We start from the raw sequence: 20,472 nt of genomic DNA, 5'->3' as shown, positions 1-20,472 counted from the left end.
TTTTAAGCCGACTCCGGTTTGGGTAACGAAGACGGATGAACTAACAACTCCGCCGTTGATCGTTTTTCAACCATTTCTTTCGTCACCTGACATCGTTTCACATCCTTGCGAGAGGGTAATTCATACATGACATCAAGCATCAATTCTTCCACAATTCCCCGTAATGCCCTAGCGCCTGTTTTGCGACGAAAGGCTTCTTGGGCGATCGCTTGAATGGCATCTTCTTCAAACTCTAGCTGCACATTATCCATTCGCAGCAATTTCTGATATTGTTTAACTAAGGCACTGCGAGGTTCAGTCAGAATCGCCATCAAGGTCTTTTCGTCTAATGGATCAAGAACGGCGACCATCGGAATACGGCCAATCAACTCTGGAATTAACCCAAATTTCACCAAGTCATCGGGTTCCATTTTCTTCAAGGTTTCAGGCGATTGTTGATCTTTGACTTGTTCCTTTTCACCCTGAATAAAGCCCATTGACTTTTTGCCCGTTCTCTGATCGATAATTCGATCTAGCCCGACAAAAGCACCCCCGCAGACAAACAAAATATTACTGGTATCAATTTGAATACAATCTTGGTAGGGATGCTTACGTCCACCTTGAGGCGGCACATTAGCCACTGTTCCTTCTAACATTTTCAGAAGTGCCTGTTGAACTCCTTCTCCTGAAACATCCCGTGTAATTGAAGGATTTTCGCTTTTACGGGCGACTTTATCAATTTCGTCAATGTAGACAATTCCTCGTTGGGCTTCTTCGACATCAAAATCTGCTACTTGTAACAATCGCAACAGAATATTTTCAACATCTTCGCCCACATATCCCGCTTCTGTTAGCGTTGTTGCATCCGCCACTGCAAATGGAACATCCAACATCTTCGCCAGTGTTTCTGCTAACAGCGTCTTCCCGCTTCCGGTAGGGCCAATCAGCAAAATATTAGACTTTTGTAACTCAATATTATCTTCTGAGGATTGGCGACTTTTCCCTTGAATAAAGCCAAGCCGTTTGTAGTGATTGTAAACGGCGACAGAAAGAACTTTTTTCGCTTCATCCTGACCAATCACATGATTATCTAGATGAGCTTTAATTTCTATAGGTTTGGGAACTTGGTTGAGCGCCACTCGACTAGGACGAGGGCGGCGCTTGGGCGGAGGAGCGGCTTGTGGACGAGCGGGAGGAGGAGAGCTTGGATTGGAGTCAAACAACTCCTCATCTAAAATCTCATTGCATAACTCCACACATTCATCGCAGATATAGACGCCTGGCCCCGCTATCAACTTCCGAACTTGTTCTTGGGATTTGCCGCAAAAGGAACATTTTAGATGGGAGTCGTACTTAGACATAGTTGCCTCGTCTTATGTTGCCGGGACAGATTCTCCAGGAATAGGACGATTCTGTTTAGAGATCACCTGATCTATTAGACCATATTCTTTGGATTCTTCAGCGGACATAAAGAAGTCCCGTTCAGTGTCCACCTCAATTCGTTCAATCGGTTGGCCTGTATTTTGCGCGAGAATTTCATTAAGAATGCGCTTATGATACAGAATTTCTCGGGCTTGAATTTCAATATCTACCGCTTGTCCTTGAGTGCCGCCGAGAGGTTGGTGAATCATCACCCGGGAATTCGGAAGCGACATTCGTTTTCCTTTAGTCCCAGATGAGAGCAAAAATGCTCCCATACTCGCCGCTAAACCATAACAGATTGTCACCACATCAGGACGAACCTGCTGGATAGTATCATAAATTCCCATTCCGGCTGTGACCGAACCCCCTGGAGAATTAATGTAAAGTTGAATGTCTTTTTCCGGATCTTCAGCATCTAGAAATAACATCTGGGCGCTGACGGCGTTAGCAATCTCATCATCAATTGCGGTTCCCAGAAAAATAATTCTGTCTCTAAGCAACCGGGAATAAAGGTCAAACGCCCGTTCTCCCATACCCGATTGTTCGACGACCATAGGAATCATTACGTTCGCCGGATTTGTCGAATGGATTTCTTTTTGGCTAACGCTTTGGAAATCACGATTGTTAAAACTCACAACAGGCTGATGAGAAGACTCAGATGTAATCATGGGATAGAGAGTAGGTTTTCAACAGTTGATTTTAAATTAACCCCTTGATTTTATAAGTAGTGCCTTCCGCACGTTGGGCAATTAATTGCATCTAAATGAACTTAATACGATCTATTATGCCTTAACTCAACTCAAACGGCTCAAGATTAACTGAGATTCACCTCGAAAAATTGCGCGGGAGTTGGGATGATCAGTTTGCTGGTGTTGATTGCTGACTCTGTAGGTTTAAAAACTGAAATTTGACACTCCCACGCCGTAAACGGCGGGGATTCTTGGTTCAGCGAGTCCATTTAATACAGATAGGTTGCCCTATCTATACCAGAGATGAATTCTCCCCAAGCGTTTTGCTCCATTTCAGAAACCTGTTTGGGTATGCCCTACCCTACAGTTCAAAACCTAAAATCTTGGTTTCTCTGTACTTGTTGCGTTGCGCGCTAATAAGCGCACAAGCTTTCCCGTGCGGAACCCCATAACTTCAGTGCGTCAAGGTGCGTTGCCTTTCGGTGACTGGGTTTTTAATGTGGTTGATTACCCTTTCCACAAAAGAAAGTTTAACATAAAGCCGTCCTAAAGGACGAGGCTTGTATCCCAATTTTTTCGGTCACAACTTGGTGACTCGATCAGGTGAAAAGTCAGAAGTCAGAAGTCAGTAGGGGTAATTTATGAATTACCCGTACAGAAGTGACAATCTCCCGACCCTCCTATCTCTCGACCTCCCTACCCGTTGATAGGGGTAAGGGGATGAAAGATTTTTAATCCTTGATCAAGTTCGGGAATTGCCCCTCAAACTTACTCCGAGGTTTCGGAGGTCAAGACTTCGACTTCCACCTCTGAGGCTACTTCTTCGGAAGTTTCGGCTTCTTGAGACTCCTCAGACTCCTCAGACTCCTCAGACGGACTTAAAGAACCTTGCGGAACCAATTCCACTGTGGAGTTTTCTACTAACCAACTATAAGTCTTTTTCTTGAGTAAGTTTTCGCTAACCACTTCACGCAAACGATCAGGATCAACCTCTTGTCCCTGCAATTGCGTCATCGTTTTGGCTTCTTCAGCCTGAATGTCCTCCTCGGAAATCGTGATCGATTCTTGCTGGGCAATTTCCTTTAACGCTAAGGATTGCTTTAGCTGTTCAATCGCTTGGGGACGAGAACGCTCTCGCATTTGAGGAATCATTTCTTGGGTAAACAGCCGCTTAATATCGACTCCCATCTGACTTAACTGCATGGCTTGCTGAGTCAGAACTTGATCGACTTCCTCTCGAATCATCGTTTCCGGTAATTCAACTTGCAAATTTGCAACAATCGCCTCAATTAAAGCTTTGTTTTTGTTTGCTGTTGTTTGTTCGTCAGCTTCCTCTTGAAATCGCTTTTCTAAGGACTCTCGGAGTTCAGCTAAGGTTTCAAACTCACTGACTTCTTCCGCAAAGTCATCATCAAGTTCTGGAAGTTCTTTGACCTTAAGTTCATTTAAGGTAATCGTAAACACCGCCGCCTGTCCGGCTAATTCCTCATTCCCATAATCATCGGGAAAAGTCACTTGAAGTTCCTTCGTTTCGCCGGGGTTCATCCCAATCATTCCCTCTGTAAAACCGGGAATAAATTGTCCCTCAATTAACTCAACTTGGAAATTTTCCGCGCTTCCTCCGGGAATTTCTTGGGGTTCGCCTTCTTCGTTTTTTTCAGTCGCAAATACGCCTTTGAAGTCCACAAATGCCACATCACCCGTTTGAGCGGGTCGGTTTTCAACGGGAACTAACGTTGCGAGTTTCGTCTGTTCCTGTTCTAACACTTCATCTACACGAGCTGGATCAAACTTCACTTCTTCGGCTTGCACATTTAAGCCTTTATATTCACCGAGTTGAACTTCGGGGGCAATATCAACCGCCGCTTTAATGGTTAAAAGCTGTCCGGGTTCGTACTGGGCAACCAATTCTTCAACATCACCCCGGAGTTCAAAACTTCCAATAGCAGGGATATTTTCCTGTTCAACGGCCTTGGGTAAGCACTGCTGCATCAAATCATCGAGGGCCGCCGCTTTAATCCGACCGACTCCTAAGCGTTGGACGAGAATATGACGCGGTACTTTCCCTTTGCGGAACCCAGGAATATTGACGGAACGAGCATATTGACGAATCACTTGCTCGTAAGCGTTCTTGGACATTTCCGGGGAGATTTCGATATCTAGCCCAATTTGGCTAGCGGGGAGTTTTTCCTGGGTAACTTTCATAATCGTGGTATTCTGGAATTCAATAACCCCTCAACACATTTTGACTCTGGGGAACTATAATTTGGGTTGAGTTAGTCGATAGACTAGATGTGCAATTGTATCTTATCTCGCGATCGCTATGGGTTGTGAGCCGCAATTCACCCCGGAGTTTGATCGCGTATGGGCTGACCCAAACTAAGATTTAGACGATGTAGCTAGGAGAGGATGGTTTGAGAGACAGAACTCTGATTGTAGATTAACGATTTTGCTTGTTATTAATTTTGTTATTGAAATTTCAGGTTTATTTTAGAATTGTCTCTGAGGGAGGGTTCTGAGTTTGTCTAAGTCTTACCGAGTTGCAATTTTAGGAGCAACAGGTGCAGTTGGAACAGAATTGATAGAGTTATTGGAAAGTCGCAGCTTTCCAGTGGCTGAGTTAAAACTGTTAGCCTCGGCGCGTTCAGCCGGAAGCCAACTGCTGTTTAAAGGAGAAAATATTACGGTCGAAGCGGTTGATGAACAGTCATTTAACCAAGTTGACATTGTTCTGGCCTCAGCAGGTGGAGAGACATCCAAACGATGGGCGGCAAAAGCCGTAGAAGCCGGTGCCGTGGTGATTGACAACTCCAGCGCCTTTAGAATGGATGCTCAGGTGCCGTTAATCGTACCCGAAGTGAATCCCGAAGCGGCCGCATCTCACCAAGGGATTATTGCCAACCCCAACTGTACAACCATTTTAATGGCAGTTGCCATTTGGCCCCTTTACCAAGTTCAGCCCATACGCCGGATTGTGGTTTCGACCTATCAGTCAGCCAGTGGGGCTGGAGCTAGAGCGATGGAGGAAATGAAAACCCAGGCTCAAGCCATTTTACATGGAAAAACACCCCCAACGGAAATTTTTCCCTATCCCTTGGCTTTTAACTTATTCCCTCATAATTCACCCTTGAATGAATCGGGATATTGCCAAGAAGAACTGAAAATGGTGAACGAAACTCGAAAAATCTTTGGCGTGGAAGAGTTGAGAATTTCTGCGACCTGTGTGCGGGTTCCCGTACTTCGCGCCCATTCCGAAGCGATTAACCTAGAGTTTGATCAACCTTTTAGTGTGGCAAAAGCACGAGAGGTACTCTCTCAAGCACCAGGGATAGAACTCCGAGAAGACTGGAAGGCAAATTACTTCCCCATGCCTATTGATGCAACGGGTCGTGATCCGGTCTTAGTCGGTCGCATCCGTCAAGATATTTCTCATCCTTGTGGCTTAGAACTGTGGCTGAGTGGTGATCAAGTTCGCAAAGGGGCAGCATTAAACGCCGTACAAATTGCTGAGTTATTAGTGGCGAATAATCTTTTACGTTCGTCTCTAGTCGCGAGTCATTAATCGAGTCAGGTTTGCAGTCGGACACAACAACAACGCTTGGGAACGTGAGTTGAGTCCATCGTCAATTCAAATAGAGAAGGGATTTTGAAAAGATTTAGTCCACACCTGATGGCAGGCGAAGCGAACAGAAACAGTACAACTGATAGAAGGTAGATGGTGAGTTTTGGAAAGGTAATGACGGCGATGATTACGCCGTTTAAAGACGATGGTAGCGTTAACTATGAAGTGGCAGAACAGTTAGCCGCTCATTTGGTTGACCACGGTACAGATACACTGGTCGTCTGTGGGACAACAGGAGAATCTCCCACACTCACTTGGTCAGAGGAGTACGAACTATTTAAAGTGGTGCAGAAAGCGGTTTCTTCTAAAGCCAAGATTATGGCAGGAACCGGATCAAATTGTACTCGAGAGGCGATCGAAGCCAGCCAAAAAGCTGCTAAACTAGGATTAGATGGATCGTTGCAAGTGGTTCCCTATTACAACAAACCTCCTCAGGAGGGGTTGTACCAACATTTTAAGGCGATCGCCGAGGCTAGCGACGATTTACCCATGATGCTCTATAATGTCCCGGGTCGCACCGGACAGAGCTTACAACCCGAAACGGTAGCTCGTTTAGCAGAAATCTCTAATATTGTTGCAATCAAAGAAGCCAGCGGCAGTTTAGACCAAGTTAGCCAAATTCGACGCTTGACACCTCCAGAATTTAAGATCTACTCTGGAGATGACTCTCTAACATTGCCCCTATTGGCAGTGGGTGGTATCGGAGTGGTGAGCGTTGCGAGTCATTTGGTGGGAGATCGATTACAGCACATGATTAAGGCGTTTGAAGCGGGTCAAGTGCAAGTCGCCACTGAAACTCACCTACAACTCTTCGGATTATTCAAGGCACTTTTCTTAACGACAAACCCCATTGCGATCAAAGCAGCCCTCAAACTGCAAGGCTGGAAAGTTGGTCAGACTCGCCCGCCTCTGTGTGACCCTTCTGCGGTCGTAACCCAACAACTACAGCAAGTGTTAAGTGAACTTAATTTGCTCAAAGCTTAAAAGCAACAACAGGGATAGATCAAGTGTGCGCCCGCAGGTGATGCACCCCTATCTTCCAAAAAGCAAAGTTTCAGACAACTGAATATTAATGAACATTTAATCGTTAGTGGATCAAAGATTTAGTGATCGAGTTTTCGACTCAGATTAACATTCAGCTATCGAAGTTCATTGTTAAACAATAAACCTTCACACAAAAAGGAAAACATGGTTAAAAACGGAACAACACCCATCATTAAAAGTAAAAATTCAGTTCGTAAACCCCTCAGTAAAAGTGATGGTACTGGCTTAAAGATCATTCCTTTAGGTGGTTTACATGAAATTGGTAAGAATACCTGTGTATTTGAATATGACGATGAAATCATTCTCCTCGATGCTGGACTAGCCTTTCCCACAGACGGAATGCACGGCGTTAATATTGTTCTCCCTGATGTCACTTATCTACGGGAAAATCGCCATAAAATCAAAGGCATGATCGTGACTCACGGTCACGAAGATCATATTGGCGGTATCGCGTTTCACCTGAAACAATTTGATATTCCCGTCATTTACGGCCCTCGACTAGCGATGGCATTACTTCAGGGTAAATTAGAAGAAGCTGGCGTTTCGGATCGCACTGAGTTAAGAAGTGTTCGTCCCCGAGAAATTGTCAGAATTGGCAAGAGTTTCCTGGTTGAATATATCCGTAATACTCATTCGATAGCTGATAGTTTCACCGTGGCGATTAATACTCCGGTCGGTGTCGTCATTCATAGTGGTGACTTCAAGATTGATCACACCCCAGTCGATGGAGAACACTTTGATCTTCAACGACTCGCAGAATACGGCGAAAAAGGGGTTCAGTGCTTGTTGAGTGATTCGACTAATGCAGAAGTTCCGGGATTTACACCCTCAGAAAGTTCAGTTTATCCCAACTTAGATCGGATTTTTTCACAAGCACCGGGACGTATTTTAGTCACCACCTTTGCCTCTTCAGTACATCGGCTCAATATTATTTTGGATATTGCCCAAAAACAAGGTCGTTCAGTCGCCGTTGTCGGTCGGTCGATGCTGAATGTGATTGCTCATGCCCGAAATTTGGGGTATATAAAATGTCAAGATGATCTGTTTATTCCATTGAATACGTTGCGAGATACACCCGATGATAAGGTGTTAATTCTCACCACCGGATCACAAGGAGAACCGCTTTCAGCTATGACTCGGATTGCCAATGGCGCTCACCGACAAATTAATATTAAGCAAGGTGATACAGTCGTCTTCTCTGCCAATCCGATTCCGGGTAATACCATCGCAGTTGTCAATACCATTGATAAGCTGATGATGTTAGGGGCTAACGTGATTTATGGTCGTCATCACGGCATTCATGTTTCAGGTCATGGCTGTCAGGAAGATCACAAATTAATGCTGGCGTTAACTCGTCCAAAATTCTTTGTTCCCGTCCATGGTGAACATCGGATGTTGATTAAACATTCTCAAATTGCTCAAAGTATGGGAATTCCTGCCGAAAATATGATCATCATCGATAATGGGGATGTGGTCGAACTGACCAAAGATTCTATTGGTGTGATCGACCGAGTGAAAGCAGGGGTTGAACCTGTTGATTCTTCCCGCACAGGTGTAGTGAAAGATGATGTCATGCAGGAACGGCGTCAACTGGCTGAAGATGGAGTTGTAACCGTTGCTGTGGCGGTTGACCTAGAGGGTAAGTTAATTGCACAGCCGAAGATTCATTTCCGAGGTGTTGTCACCTCTGTAGACCAGACTGTGCTACAGATGTCAATTAATAAAGCGATTGAATCTACTTTGAATAATCGCTGGTCAGAGTTTGTGCGGTCTTTTGAGGGCCAAAAAGAAGTAGACTGGGTAGGGGTAGAAACTCAAGTTGAACGTGCAATTGAGCGATCGCTCAAACGGGAACTGAACAGAAGTAATCCGTTAGTGGTGTTGCTGATGAATACTCCGGATGTGGAGATCTCTGATGATGTTGAACAAGAGGAGAAACCCGCACCAAAAACAACTGGACGGCGACGGACTCGCACTGCGGCTAGAGTAGCGTCTTAAAGTGTCGCAATCACTTCAATAACAGAGGGTGGGTTTGTTAAATAGCCCATTCTTTGTCCTTGACTTCAACCTCGGTGATACCCGGAGTGCGCTAAAACGCAACAACGAAGCTGAAAAAGATTTTTGGGAAAAGGGGTTGACAATCTCGCGAAAGCTCTGTAATATTAATAGTTGTCGAAGGTTACAGAAGAACGCAAAAAAACGCAACTTCTGGTCAACTCAAAGACATAAGGAAGCATTTAAAAGCTTTTCTGGTGTCTATGGCTCGATGGAACCACACCGATCCATCTCGAACTCGGATGTGAAACGTTGACACGGCGAAGATACTTGGTGGGTAGCTGCCTGGGAAAATAGCTCGATGCCAGGATAAATATAAAACTAGAGCTTCTTATCCAGTGATAAACGGAAAGAGGCTCTAGTTTTTGATGGATATGTGTTAATCAATCACAAACCATGAACGCAATTTTACCTCCCCCGATTGTTTTAGACCCACTCCTACAACAATGGCTTTGTGAAGATATTGGTCGAGGCGATCGCACCACAGCGAGTCTGTTCTTGCAAAATCATCCGTTAGGAAGCGCTCATTGGGTGGTGAAAGAATCGGGAATGGTGGCGGGATTAACGGTAGCGGCGCGAGTGTTTGAACTGTTAGATAGAGAAGTAAAGTTTACACCGATGATTACCGAGGGACAATGGTGTGAAGCTGGCCAAATGATTGCCCAACTCAAAGGGCCATTAGAAGCCTTGTTAACTGGGGAACGAGTCGCCTTGAATCTAGCGATGCGGTTAAGTGGAATTGCGACTATGACAAACCGATACGCTGAAGCCATTGCTGACTTACCGACACAACTGGTAGACACCCGTAAAACCACGCCAGGACTGCGACTATTAGAAAAATATGCAACCCAAGTCGGAGGGGCAAAAAATCATCGTCTAGGACTCGATGATGCGGTGATGATCAAAGATAATCATATCGCAGCAGCCGGAGGAATACAAGCAGCGATCGCCCAAATTCGAGGAAGTATTCCCTATACTCTGACCATAGAAGTCGAAACAGAAACCCTCGAACAAGTTCAGACGGCGTTAGAGAATAAAGCTGATATTATTATGCTAGATAATATGCCGCTGAAAATGATGTCTGAGGCAGTGGAGAAAATACGCGCTGAAAATGATCGAATTAAAATCGAAGCTTCTGGCAATATTACCCTAGAAACCATCCGCAGCGTTGCAGAAACGGGTGTTGACTATATCTCAACCAGCGCCCCAATTACCCGTTCAACTTGGCTAGATTTGAGTATGAAATTGGGTCAGGGAGATTGGGGAATGAATTATCCGTTTAGTCGAACCGTTTAAAGTGAGAAACGGACAATTAATTCACGAGTTGAATTGATCATTTGCCCCTGTCTCTCAATAACTTTACTTAGAAATAAAATGAACCCAAAAATTACCATCAGGGATACAAAGTCGCCGAATTAATCCATAAGAATAATGTAGATAAGCACCACTTAAATCGGTACGATATCCTGTAGAAAACCACTCTCCATAGGGATCATGAACAATAAATCCGTATTCATCATATCCAACCACAACAAGGATATGACCAAACGAGGTAAAGTAGCCATGAATCACAGCCGGATTTCCTGCCGAAACCCAGTCTTGAACATCTTCAATAATGGCATATTCTGTAAAATAATCTTGACAGCCATAATCTCTAACAATTCGGGCTAAATCATAGGGATTGTGGCGACTGTAGCCTCGGTTCAGTGCATATTCATACAGTTCATCTTCAAACTGTCCATAACTAATCCGTCTGGGCGCTTTGAAATACTCCAAACACATGGCAATTGAAGTCACATTACAAGCCCCAGTCGGGTTAAACCAATTATCGAGTTGAAAGCGGTATGGAACATTATCCAGTCGATAACTTGTAGGTAAACGCTTAGGATAAACTAACTTATCTTCTTCATAAATTTCCGCATGAGGCCCCCAAATATATAACATTGAATATCCACCGAAGCTTTCACTGCGAAGTGCAACTCTCAAATGTCCTCGAATCGGATCATGAGCCAAAATCGCAAACTCTTGACCTCCGGCTAGGGGAAATTTTTCGGAATCGCTTAACTGAGAAGAAGCAATCGGTTTCACCTTAAAAACGGTACTTTTAACTGTTTTTAGAATGGGGGTAGGAATGGGAATATCTGCGAGTTTTGTTTCAATTAATTTCTCAGCAGTGATAGCACCTAAGAATCCCGATTCACTACATTTCATTAACTTTTGAAATCGATGAAGGGCTGCCGTTGACTTGGGGCCAAATATCCCATCAGGCGGGGGATCAAGGAGTCCCAAATCAATCAGGCGAATCTGAATCTGACGACTCAGTTCGGGGTCAGCATCAATTTTCTTGACATCATACTTGATATCTGTTCCCAGAAAGTCTTGTAATCTCATGCTCACTTGCTTAAATTAATCGCGGTTGTAGGGAGAGGAAAGTCATGGTGATTTTACCGATATTATCAGCTATTGATGACAACTATTCACAAAGATCACCGGATTTCACACCCGATTTGTCTGTCCACTTGCTGCAATCTCCCGACTGATCAAGTCTTCAGATAGTTTAACTGTGAGCATTCAAGACTCCAAAAAAACCAAAAGCCTACACAGCAGGTAGGCTCCAGTTCAAGGGGCAAGTTCACCGAATCGAAAATAGAACCGACTGAACTGTTCAGCTACTTCCTGTAAAGATGACTTCAGGAAACTTCGCTTGAGCTTCTGTTAGCGGACGCCCTCTGCCTTCTTCTTGCCAATAGTTGATCACTTCGGTTGCTTTGTTGAGCAACTCAACCCGCTCAATATCTGAAATCCAACGTTTAGATTCCATTTCAGTTTTGAGCTGTTCCCAGGCGTCATTTCTTGGCCAGAAAAAGTAAGAGGTTAAAGGGCTAGAACCTTTACCCACAATTTGGTCTACGGCTAATGCTACGTTGTCGTCGAGCCACAAGACCTTGAGTACAAATCGATCCTGCGATACTTCTGTTTCCATCGGCAATTTTAAAAAATATTACAACCTACTACTCTATCACAGCATTCGACTTCTGTGCTATTGAGTGGATAGTTCATTCTGCAAGTGAGATCGATGAAAGCCATTGCAATTTTTGATATTGACGGTGTAATTCGGGATGTGGGTGGTTCCTATCGACGGGCGATCGCTGACACGGTAGAACATTTTACCCAAAATGCCTATCGCCCCACTCTCCAAGACATCGACAGCCTAAAGTCTGAGGGCATTTGGAATAATGATTGGGAAGCGTCTCGGGAACTAATCTATCGGTATTTTGAACATCAACCGAATTCCATCCCTTCCCCCAACCCAAACGAGTCTGCGGTTACTGTTGGTTTATCTCGTAACCCGATTGATCTCAACTATGATGATTTAATTGCATTTTTTCAATCCCGCTATCGAGGCCCTGATCCCGATCATTGGACCGGCTATATTTGCTCAGAACCGTTGCTGTGTGAACCCACATACTTTGAACAGTTAACTCAAGCGAATATCGGTTGGGGATTCTTTAGCGGAGCGATGCGGGATGAGGCTTTATACGCTCTGACGGGGAAGTTAGGGTTGGTTTCACCTGTGCTAGTGGCGATGGAGGATGCACCGGGAAAACCCGATCCGACAGGATTATTGATGGCAGTTGAACAGTTACAGCCAGAGAACTCAACAACTGTTGTGTATGTGGGTGATACCGTTGCGGATATGTACACTGTTCAACGAGCCTCTGAGCAGCAACCTGAGCGGGCTTGGATAGGTGTGGGGGTGTTACCTCCTCATGTTCAACAAAACTCAGAGCAGGCTCAAGCTTACCGTCAAACCCTGAGAACCGCAGGTGCTATTATGGTTCTGCCGAGTGTTGAACAATTAGCTGCTGTTGTGATCGAACAGATGGTTACTGCAAATTAAGAAACTTATCCAAGGCATTGACCACTTCAGGTGGCCAACGACGCACTTGAGTAACCCATTCAAGATCTTTGTACCGCCCATCGAGTCCAATCACAGCAACCCAATTACTTTCCGCTTCTCCACGTTTGCCTTTTTCCCACAAACACGCACTTAAAGCGGCTCGCATATCGGCAAAATTAGGATATTTACGAACTAGATTTTTCATCGTGCGAATTGCTTTTTCAGTTTGTCCGTCTTGATAGAGCGCTAAGGCATAATTTGCCCGAGCAAAGGCATAATTGGGATCAAGTTCTGCTGCGGTTTCATAATCAATAATGGCGGCTTTCCAATCCCCTAAACCCGCTTCGGCATTGCCTCGGTTGTTGTATGCCACGGCATCTTCGCCGGAGAGTTCTAATACATGATTGTAGTCTGCGATCGCATCTTGCCAACGTTCTAGGCGCTCATAAGCAACGCCTCGGTTTAAATAGGGATCAGGGGCATTAGGAGCGAGTTCTATAGCTTTATTGTAGTCAGAAAGGGCTGCTTCTATCTTATTTTGACTCACACGAACATTACCCCGATTACTCCACATTGCAGCGTTATCGGGGTACTGTTTAATAATCTGAGTCCAGTAGGTTTCTGCTTCGGCAAATTTTCCCGTGTTACTGGCATCAAAGGCTTGGTTGAGAAGGTTCTCGACGTCTTGAACGATCTCTGTTGATTCGGCTAAACTCCCAGAAGCGGCATAGGCGGGATTTGCATATCCTCCCAATATTTGAAGGCTAAAAACCAAAAAAGTGACAATAATCCAGAACAATTGCATCATTTGAATGAATCGATAACGGTGATTAGTGTTTAATTCTAATCGATTACTGTCTCACTTCAAAGAGAATTTTCTTGATTTTGTCTGTTGCTCTCGACTCTTTAAATTTAACCGTTTTTCAGAGCGAGTTGTTTAATTGGAGTGGCTCGGTTCACAATTCTAATTAATTGCAGAGGTGTTGTATAACGATTCACAGGAACTCTAGAAATTTGGAAAGGATTTCTGAGGCGGTTAGGTCGAGAAATAATTCCATCATATAAGTATCCAGTTAAATGATATTTGGGTAAATATTTTTCGACTTTTTGGCTAACTGAACCGTAGGGATAGGCAATATGAGCGGCGACCCATTTATTGGGGTCTAAATCTGCTGTACATTCTCTGAGTTTTGTTTTGGATTTTTCTAACTCAAGTTCTAAGTTTTTGAGATCTAATTTACTGAGGTTTTGATGAGCAAACCCATGAGACTGAATATCATAAAATCCTCGTTTGTAGCCATCTCTGAGATCATTACAACTCATATGAGGAACAAAATCTTTGAGATTCACTCCCATATAACCTGGGTTGATAAAGAGAACAATTTTAACTTTTTCACCATAGTTTTTTTCTAGGTCTTTTAAAATTGGAAAAACATTTTCATGGACTCCTAAATAACCATCATCAAAGGTAATCATTACAGGTTTGCGGTTTAAATATTCGGGAGGGATAGGTTTTGATTTTTGAATAAAGTAAGTAAACAAATCTTGACTCGTTAAAAACCAATAGTTGTTTTCCACTAAGTAATTTAATACCGTATAGATTTCTCGTTTACCATAATCGTGATCAAAGGAAAGGGGTTGAATCTTTGTCTGTTTTGCGATTTCAAAGTCAATAATATTATGAAAGCCGAGGATGGGAACCCGAATTGAGGGTGTTACTGCTGATTTTGTAGCACCTGAAAGACTCAAACCTAGAACAAATATCAGTAACAAACCGATTAATTTATTTTTGATCAGGGTAGAAAACGTGAGGGTTAGATACTTTTTAAGCCAGTTGAACATATGACAAAAATCTTTACTCTTAATATCATGTCGTTGGATCTTACAGGAAAATTATTTCACAATCTGAATAATTTGTCATCTGTTAAGCTCAGTTTAAGGTAAGCTGTTCAATGTCACCTAAAAGATGTTATCCTAAAACCCAATATCCCAAAATAGCCGTTGGTGAATTAGTAGCGAGGGAGTTGATTGCTATCGAGGTTTAATAGAGCGAGTTTAGAGACTCGAATGAGTTGATAAATACCTTCTTGATCAAGTTGCTGGTATTGCGGAACTTGTAACCCTGTCTTTAAAATTTCTTGGGGAGCAGCTAAGATTAAAATAGTATCGGGTTGAGTCTTTTGAATGCTAGGAGTGCGAAGATAGTCAACAGCATCGCTAGAATACTGGAAATATTGTACAGGATTTTGGGTATAAAAAACTAAACTGGGTTTCTTAAAGCCAATCATCACTAATTTTTCTTGAAAGACTCTTTCTATTCTGACGGTTTCCGCGAGTTGTCGTAGGGGGTGCTGGCGATGAAGATCAAATAATTGATTAGCGGGAATAATTGCAAAGATCAAAAAAGCGACAAACCCGATTAAATTAACGGTTATAATTCGTTGCGGTTGTTTTTTCCACCAGAAGAATAAAATCAATATAGCCGTCATCATCCAAATTAATGCACTGTATTCGAGTAATCCTGAAGTCTGAAGTTGTTCTCGAAAATCGGGAATCTCAGGATCATCTCCTATCCAATGATAACTCCAAAGAATCAGGATAGAAATCCCGGCGACACAAACAACATTCAAGCCAAACGAAAGATGAATTAATCGATTTTTTATTCTTCTTTTGGAAGCTATAGTCAACCTCTTTTTGTACTTAAAAACATCATTCCAAAATAGGGCATTCAGCAATGCAGAAGCAGGAATTAAGGGTAAAATATAACTCGGAAGTTTAGTAACAGAAATTGTAAAAAACAAGAAAATACATCCAAACCAAAAGAAGGAAAACAATTTTAACTGTTTAATTCTAGGACGAGTTTGCCAATATTTTCGCTGCCAAAAATGAGTTCTAAAAATAGCAACAGGTAAATAAGCAGACCAAGGTAAAAACCCAATTAAGACTACAATAAAATAAAAATACCAAGGTGCCGCATGATGATTAACGACTTGAGTAAAGCGTTGAAAATTGTGATAACCAAAGAAAGCATTGAGATAGGTAAACCCATGTTTGGATGTGACTAAAATGTACCAAGGTAAAACAATAACAAAAAAAATGATACTTCCTAAAAATGGATGGATTTCTCGTAAAACTTTCTGACTATTTCCCAGATAGAGTGTAAATGATCCAATAATAAAGAGGGGTAAAATACAACCAATTGGCCCTTTAGTTAAAACAGCCAAAGCGAGAAAAATATAAAAAGCTAAATACCAAGGTGAGATTCTTGGATTAGATTGTTGATTAGATTTAATAGACTGAGGTTCAGCATAGCCCCGAAAAAAAGCAAATAAAGCCGAACCTATACAGGCATTTAATAGCATATCCGAAACACCAATTCTAGCCCAAGTAATCATTTCGGGATTAAATGCAATAAAAGCGGCACCAGTCCAAGGTAAAGGATGAAAGAGAATCTTGGGTTGAATTAAAGTCGGAGAATTTTGAGGATTAATCTTGATATTTTTGACATAAAAGAGTAAAATATAAAAACAAAAAACAGTTAAGAAAAAAGCAGCGATCGCAGAAGGAAGACGCACACCCCACTCATTCACCCCAACGATCTGATAAGCAATCACCATCAACCAATAAATCAAAGGGGGCTTATCAAAGCGAGGAACCTCATTAAAGTAAGGCGTGATCCAATCTCCCGTAATCAACATTTGACGGGCGGCTTCCGCAAATAGGGGTTCTGTCTCATCGACTAAGCCTGTTTTCCCCAAACTCCAGAAAAAAGCAATCCAACCAATTAAACCTAACCCAAAGATGGGCAGAATTGCTGTCAGGAAAAGCCGTTTAAATTGAAATTGAAATTCCGAAGTAATCCCACGTTTAGACTGTTGTTTCATCCCGTTGTTTGCTGATCAATAAGCGAGAACCTTATAGATTGTACGGTGAATGGTGACTGATTAACCAGTTCTGTCGTGGCACTTTACTACCCTTAAGCAACGGTTTGATACAGAAACAGCAATGCACTCTAGGCGGATAAAATTTGACTAAAATCCGTCTCAATGTATGGTTAGCCCACAAGCCAAGACCAATAATGAGTAATCAACCTTCTCCCAAAAAAAATGACACCACTTCTACTTAGATCAGCCAGAAGTATAAACTGTAATGGTAACTTTTATCTTGATAGTATTGCTCTATGTCTACTCTGCTTGGCAGAATCAATAACTAAATCGTAGAAACAAGTAAGTTGTAAATCCTCAAATTAGTTTCCATCTTGGGTTTGCTAACTAAGTCTTTAGGGTTGGACAAATAACTGCCATTCCTCAACTTGAGAATTCCAGGTGGGTGAGGCGGTTTCCCCCACAATATAAGGCCCCCAGTATCGCCGAGAACCATCTTGTGCAAAGACAATCAGGATATCTCCCGGTTGCAAAGTTAAATCGGTTTCCGGTCGCGATAAAATCAATCCATTCACACTTCCTTCTTGAGGGGCAAAATCCCAGTGAACAGGTTCGGAAGTCGGGGATCGCGCGCGCCATGCTACCCGAACCGAATGATTACTCTGGTTACTAACCCGAAAAGCAGCTTCTTGTCCCGTAGAGACAGGCTCATAACTTGGCTTTAATCTATTTTCTGGTATGACATTTTCCGTTAAACTCGGAGTCGGAGTCAGATTCGGTGTAGAATCAGGGAGCGTAGAAGGAATAAAAACAGGTACATTACCGGAATCAAGCGATTGTTCAAATTCTGTTGAACTGATACAAGTGTTTAACCAAAGTTGCCGGAAGCCTAAACTCAAAACTATAATCGCCCCGGCAACCCAAATTCCAGGGGAAGGTCTAAATTTCATGGTCTTTTTCGTTGAGCGTCTAATTCGATTAATTTCACAAGTTGTTCTATGCAGAACACTCGTCTAAACCGATTAACAAATGTTCTCAGTGAGCGACTGGGGCGATGGTTACGCAATCCTTGGCGACGGATCTCACTGCTAACGATTAGTGTGCTATTTGGCTCATTCTCCGGTATTGTGATTTCTACGATAGCCGGACAGCAAGCAGAGTGGGATGTAACAGCAGCTTTTATTTTATTATTGATCACCGAAGGCATTAATTGGCTAACTTATCGCAGCAAACCTCTCATTCGCCAACCCCTATGGATTGAGAACCTCAATGCCTTTAAAATTGGTGTAGTCTACAGTTTATTTTTACTCGCGTTTTTACTCGGTTCCTGATGATGTTAAGGGTTCTCGGTAAAAAGCAAAGTCTCCCTATCCTGTAATGCTTGACAGTTATCCAATATGATTGAGATTCTAGAGGCTTGGGCGAGGGGAAATCAACCCTCAGCCGATGAACTCAAACAGTTAGCAATATTAGAACTCAATGATCGCGGGCGATCAACTGCTTTTGGTATCACAACTGAGAATGTTGAAACTCTCCTTGAAAAGCGATCGCAATTATTTTGCTCTCTACTTCAACACAACTGTAATTTACCTCAAGTAAAAACGGGTTTAGAACTATTGTGGAAATTGTGGCTTCCTCTAGCGACCCAACTCACCCAACATTATCAAAGCTTAAATCGGCCAATTATTCAAGGGGTTCTTGGCGGACAGGGTACGGGTAAAACAACTCTGGGCAAAGCTTTAACTACAATTTTAACATTTCAAGGGTATAAAACGCTCAGTTTATCGATTGATGATCTCTATAAAAGTTACACAGATCGACAACATTTGCGACAGCTTGATCCCCGGTTAATTTGGCGTGGCCCACCTGGAACCCATGATGTGGAATTGGGGTTAAGGGTTTTAGAGGAGTTGCGTCAAGGTCAGACTGCTGTGAGGGTTCCTCGATTTGATAAATCATTGCATAATGGATTAGGCGATCGCATTGAACCACAACTCGTGACGGGGATCAATATCGTCTTATTTGAAGGATGGTTTGTGGGTTGTCGCCCGATTGACAATAGCCGATTTGATCAGGCTCCTGAACCGATTATTACAGAAAGCGATCGCCAATTTGCTCGGGATATAAATCAAAAGTTAAAAGATTATGTTCCGTTGTGGGAATGTTTGGATCGATTAATGGTTCTCAACCCTATTGATTATCGCTTATCGAAACAATGGCGCAAACAAGCCGAACAAGAAATGATCAAGAGTGGAAAGTCAGGAATGACGGATGCAGAAATTGAACAGTTTGTAGACTATTTTTGGAAATCTCTGCATCCAGAATTATTTATCTCGCCGTTAGTTGAAAACCCACATTTAGTGGATATTGTGGTTAATATTAACGCCGATCATTCAGTCGGTGAAATTTATCCGCCTGGGTATTTCATCTAACAAGATTCTAACAACATTCTGAGGGATCACAGCAAGAATCACTGTCGGGTGTTGTGGTTAAATGGTAGTCGGTTCCTTTAGTTTCTTTGGGGTTGCGAGTTGCTTTCGGTTTACAGTTAAAGTTTGTGGCGTCTTCTAGGGGAATTTCTTGATAAGGTGAAAGGGCTAAAATATTCTCAGCATAAGGCCCATTTGCATCCGTATAAAGGTTGAACGTTTTATCACAGACAGCCATCCGTTGACCCCGACAAAGGGTATGACCATCATCATCAACAACCTGCTTCCAAGGGCCTTTATAGATTACCGCTTGTTTGCGTTCTAAACAAGGGCCTTCTTTTCCTTTAAAGGCTTGAACCGTTACAGAACGAAATTCTATCCCTTCTACAACTTGCCAAGGTTCAGGTTGACGAACCAAAATTTCAATTCCGTAGAACCCCGCTTGTTCAAACATTTCTAAAAAAGTATCTTCTCGAAAAGCCCCCGAAATACAACCACTCCAAAGTTCGGGATCTTTGATCATTTCTGGGGTCGGGTTTTCATCACAAACAATATCAGAAATAACCGCCCGACCTCCTTTTTTGAGAACTCGATAAATTTCTTGAAAGAGTTGTTTTTTGTCTTGGGGTCGAACCAGATTTAAAACACAATTAGAAATGACAACATCAACGCTATTATCAGTGATTAATGGGTTTTCTTGTCGCAGGCGATCGCATTCAGCTTCTAAGGCAGAAATCCCATCGATTGATTGTACAGGATTTTGGGTTAACCACTGTTGTACTAAGTCTAAATTTAGAGCTAAATCTTGAATTTTACCCTTGACAAATTTAGTGTTTTGATATCCTAATTTTGTCGTCATTTCGTCTTGATATTTACGAGCGAGGGACAGCATTTCATCATTGAAGTCAACCCCAATCACTTGACCCTGTTCGCCCACAATTTGGGCTAAAATATAACAGTGTTTACCCGCACCCGAACCGAGATCAACAACCGTTTCACCGGATTTTACATAACGGGTTGGATCACCACAACCATAGTCTTTCTCAATAATTTCTTGAGGGATTTTTTCCAGATATTGTTTATTGTAGCTGGTTGGGCAACAGAGGGAAGGCTGTACTTCTTTTGCGCCTTGTTTGTAGCGGTCTAGAACAATTGATTCGACTTCGTAGTTAGCAACCATTTATTTTTATCTTTCTGTAAAGTTGAACGGGGATTTACTCATTTTATCGCTTATTTTTCAAAGCAGCATCCAATCAAAACCCTCTAAAATAGAGATTTGACTTTTTAATTTTCAGATTCAATCCCAACGACCAGTCCAGAGTATTATTAAATCGAAAAAAACTTAAAGTTTCCTGAGAATTATCTAAATTCTTTGCGGTTGTGTCCCAAAACACGAGAATTAAACTGCTTGTCTCCTGCAATCGCTAAAATCATTTGTCTTGAGTAA

Annotated in this window: 17 protein-coding genes and 1 rRNA gene; 8 read left to right on the top strand and 10 right to left on the bottom strand. The window is 42.6% G+C overall.

All coding sequences use genetic code 11. The features are described 5' to 3' along the window. Positions 1 to 2: 2 nt before the first annotated feature. The 3 genes from clpX to tig all read right to left on the bottom strand — a co-directional run bounded on the left by clpX (position 3) and on the right by tig (position 4,295). Positions 3 to 1,340: an ATP-dependent protease ATP-binding subunit ClpX gene (gene clpX / locus L8106_RS04615; protein WP_009783044.1), complete on the bottom strand. Its 1,338-nt coding sequence runs from the start codon at positions 1,338 to 1,340 to the stop codon at positions 3 to 5. A gap of 12 nt (positions 1,341 to 1,352) precedes the next feature. Next, positions 1,353 to 2,069 (bottom strand): ATP-dependent Clp endopeptidase proteolytic subunit ClpP, encoded by a 717-nt coding sequence (gene clpP, locus L8106_RS04610; RefSeq protein ID WP_009783043.1) that lies wholly within the window; start codon positions 2,067 to 2,069, stop codon positions 1,353 to 1,355. A 789-nt stretch (positions 2,070 to 2,858) separates the two neighbouring features. Beyond that, positions 2,859 to 4,295 (bottom strand): trigger factor, encoded by a 1,437-nt coding sequence (gene tig / locus L8106_RS04605; protein WP_009783041.1) that lies wholly within the window; start codon positions 4,293 to 4,295, stop codon positions 2,859 to 2,861. Between the two features lie 316 nt (positions 4,296 to 4,611). Between tig and L8106_RS04600 the strand changes: the two genes are divergently transcribed. From L8106_RS04600 to nadC, 5 genes are all read left to right on the top strand, one after another. Next, a complete protein-coding gene (locus L8106_RS04600; protein WP_009783040.1) occupies positions 4,612 to 5,652 on the top strand; it encodes an aspartate-semialdehyde dehydrogenase in 1,041 nt (346 codons plus the stop codon). A 153-nt stretch (positions 5,653 to 5,805) separates the two neighbouring features. Next, a complete protein-coding gene (gene dapA / locus L8106_RS04595) occupies positions 5,806 to 6,696 on the top strand; it encodes a 4-hydroxy-tetrahydrodipicolinate synthase (protein WP_009783039.1) in 891 nt (296 codons plus the stop codon). A 204-nt stretch (positions 6,697 to 6,900) separates the two neighbouring features. Beyond that, positions 6,901 to 8,754: a ribonuclease J gene (locus L8106_RS04590; RefSeq protein ID WP_009783038.1), complete on the top strand. Its 1,854-nt coding sequence runs from the start codon at positions 6,901 to 6,903 to the stop codon at positions 8,752 to 8,754. Positions 8,755 to 9,004: 250 nt separating this feature from the next. Next, positions 9,005 to 9,121, top strand: a 5S ribosomal RNA gene (gene rrf, locus L8106_RS04585). Positions 9,122 to 9,207: 86 nt separating this feature from the next. After that, the gene (nadC, locus tag L8106_RS04580) at positions 9,208 to 10,107 is read left to right on the top strand and encodes a carboxylating nicotinate-nucleotide diphosphorylase (RefSeq protein WP_009783037.1); all 900 of its coding nucleotides are present in this window, start codon (positions 9,208 to 9,210) and stop codon (positions 10,105 to 10,107) included. A 63-nt stretch (positions 10,108 to 10,170) separates the two neighbouring features. On the opposite strand, the gene L8106_RS04575 is transcribed toward nadC, so the two are convergent. Both L8106_RS04575 and L8106_RS04570 read right to left on the bottom strand, forming a co-directional pair. Next, the gene (locus L8106_RS04575) at positions 10,171 to 11,202 is read right to left on the bottom strand and encodes a C39 family peptidase (protein WP_009783036.1); all 1,032 of its coding nucleotides are present in this window, start codon (positions 11,200 to 11,202) and stop codon (positions 10,171 to 10,173) included. Between the two features lie 274 nt (positions 11,203 to 11,476). Further along, the gene (locus tag L8106_RS04570; protein WP_009783035.1) at positions 11,477 to 11,794 is read right to left on the bottom strand and encodes a 30S ribosomal protein PSRP-3; all 318 of its coding nucleotides are present in this window, start codon (positions 11,792 to 11,794) and stop codon (positions 11,477 to 11,479) included. Positions 11,795 to 11,887: 93 nt separating this feature from the next. On the opposite strand from L8106_RS04570, the gene L8106_RS04565 reads away from it, so the two are divergent. Beyond that, positions 11,888 to 12,712, top strand: a complete 825-nt coding sequence (locus L8106_RS04565; RefSeq protein ID WP_009783034.1) for a TIGR01548 family HAD-type hydrolase — start codon at positions 11,888 to 11,890, stop codon at positions 12,710 to 12,712. On the opposite strand, the gene L8106_RS04560 is transcribed toward L8106_RS04565, so the two are convergent. The 4 genes from L8106_RS04560 to L8106_RS04545 form a co-directional block, all read right to left on the bottom strand. After that, positions 12,699 to 13,517, bottom strand: a complete 819-nt coding sequence (locus L8106_RS04560) for a tetratricopeptide repeat protein (RefSeq protein ID WP_009783033.1) — start codon at positions 13,515 to 13,517, stop codon at positions 12,699 to 12,701. The genes L8106_RS04565 and L8106_RS04560 overlap by 14 nt on opposite strands. Before the next feature lie 107 nt (positions 13,518 to 13,624). After that, on the bottom strand, positions 13,625 to 14,554 hold the full coding sequence (locus tag L8106_RS04555) for a polysaccharide deacetylase family protein (RefSeq protein WP_009783032.1): 930 nt from the start codon (positions 14,552 to 14,554) through the stop codon (positions 13,625 to 13,627). A gap of 167 nt (positions 14,555 to 14,721) precedes the next feature. Then, positions 14,722 to 16,596, bottom strand: a complete 1,875-nt coding sequence (locus L8106_RS04550; protein WP_009783031.1) for a glycosyltransferase family 39 protein — start codon at positions 16,594 to 16,596, stop codon at positions 14,722 to 14,724. Positions 16,597 to 16,991: 395 nt separating this feature from the next. Beyond that, positions 16,992 to 17,546, bottom strand: coding sequence for a hypothetical protein (locus tag L8106_RS04545; RefSeq protein ID WP_009783030.1), 555 nt, complete (start codon positions 17,544 to 17,546; stop codon positions 16,992 to 16,994). A 48-nt stretch (positions 17,547 to 17,594) separates the two neighbouring features. Here L8106_RS04545 and L8106_RS04540 point away from each other — a divergent pair, with 48 nt between their 5' ends. Together L8106_RS04540 and L8106_RS04535 are read left to right on the top strand one after the other, a co-directional pair. Beyond that, the gene (locus tag L8106_RS04540; protein ID WP_009783029.1) at positions 17,595 to 17,927 is read left to right on the top strand and encodes a DUF565 domain-containing protein; all 333 of its coding nucleotides are present in this window, start codon (positions 17,595 to 17,597) and stop codon (positions 17,925 to 17,927) included. Positions 17,928 to 17,993: 66 nt separating this feature from the next. After that, a complete protein-coding gene (locus L8106_RS04535) occupies positions 17,994 to 19,028 on the top strand; it encodes a hypothetical protein (protein ID WP_009783028.1) in 1,035 nt (344 codons plus the stop codon). A gap of 7 nt (positions 19,029 to 19,035) precedes the next feature. Here L8106_RS04535 and L8106_RS04530 read toward each other — a convergent pair whose 3' ends face one another. After that, positions 19,036 to 20,205: a methyltransferase domain-containing protein gene (locus tag L8106_RS04530; RefSeq protein WP_009783027.1), complete on the bottom strand. Its 1,170-nt coding sequence runs from the start codon at positions 20,203 to 20,205 to the stop codon at positions 19,036 to 19,038. Between the last annotated feature and the right edge of the window lie 267 nt (positions 20,206 to 20,472).

Source organism: Lyngbya sp. PCC 8106 (assembly GCF_000169095.1).
GTDB lineage: Bacteria > Cyanobacteriota > Cyanobacteriia > Cyanobacteriales > Microcoleaceae > Capilliphycus.
This window is presented reverse-complemented; position numbering and strand designations above follow the sequence as displayed.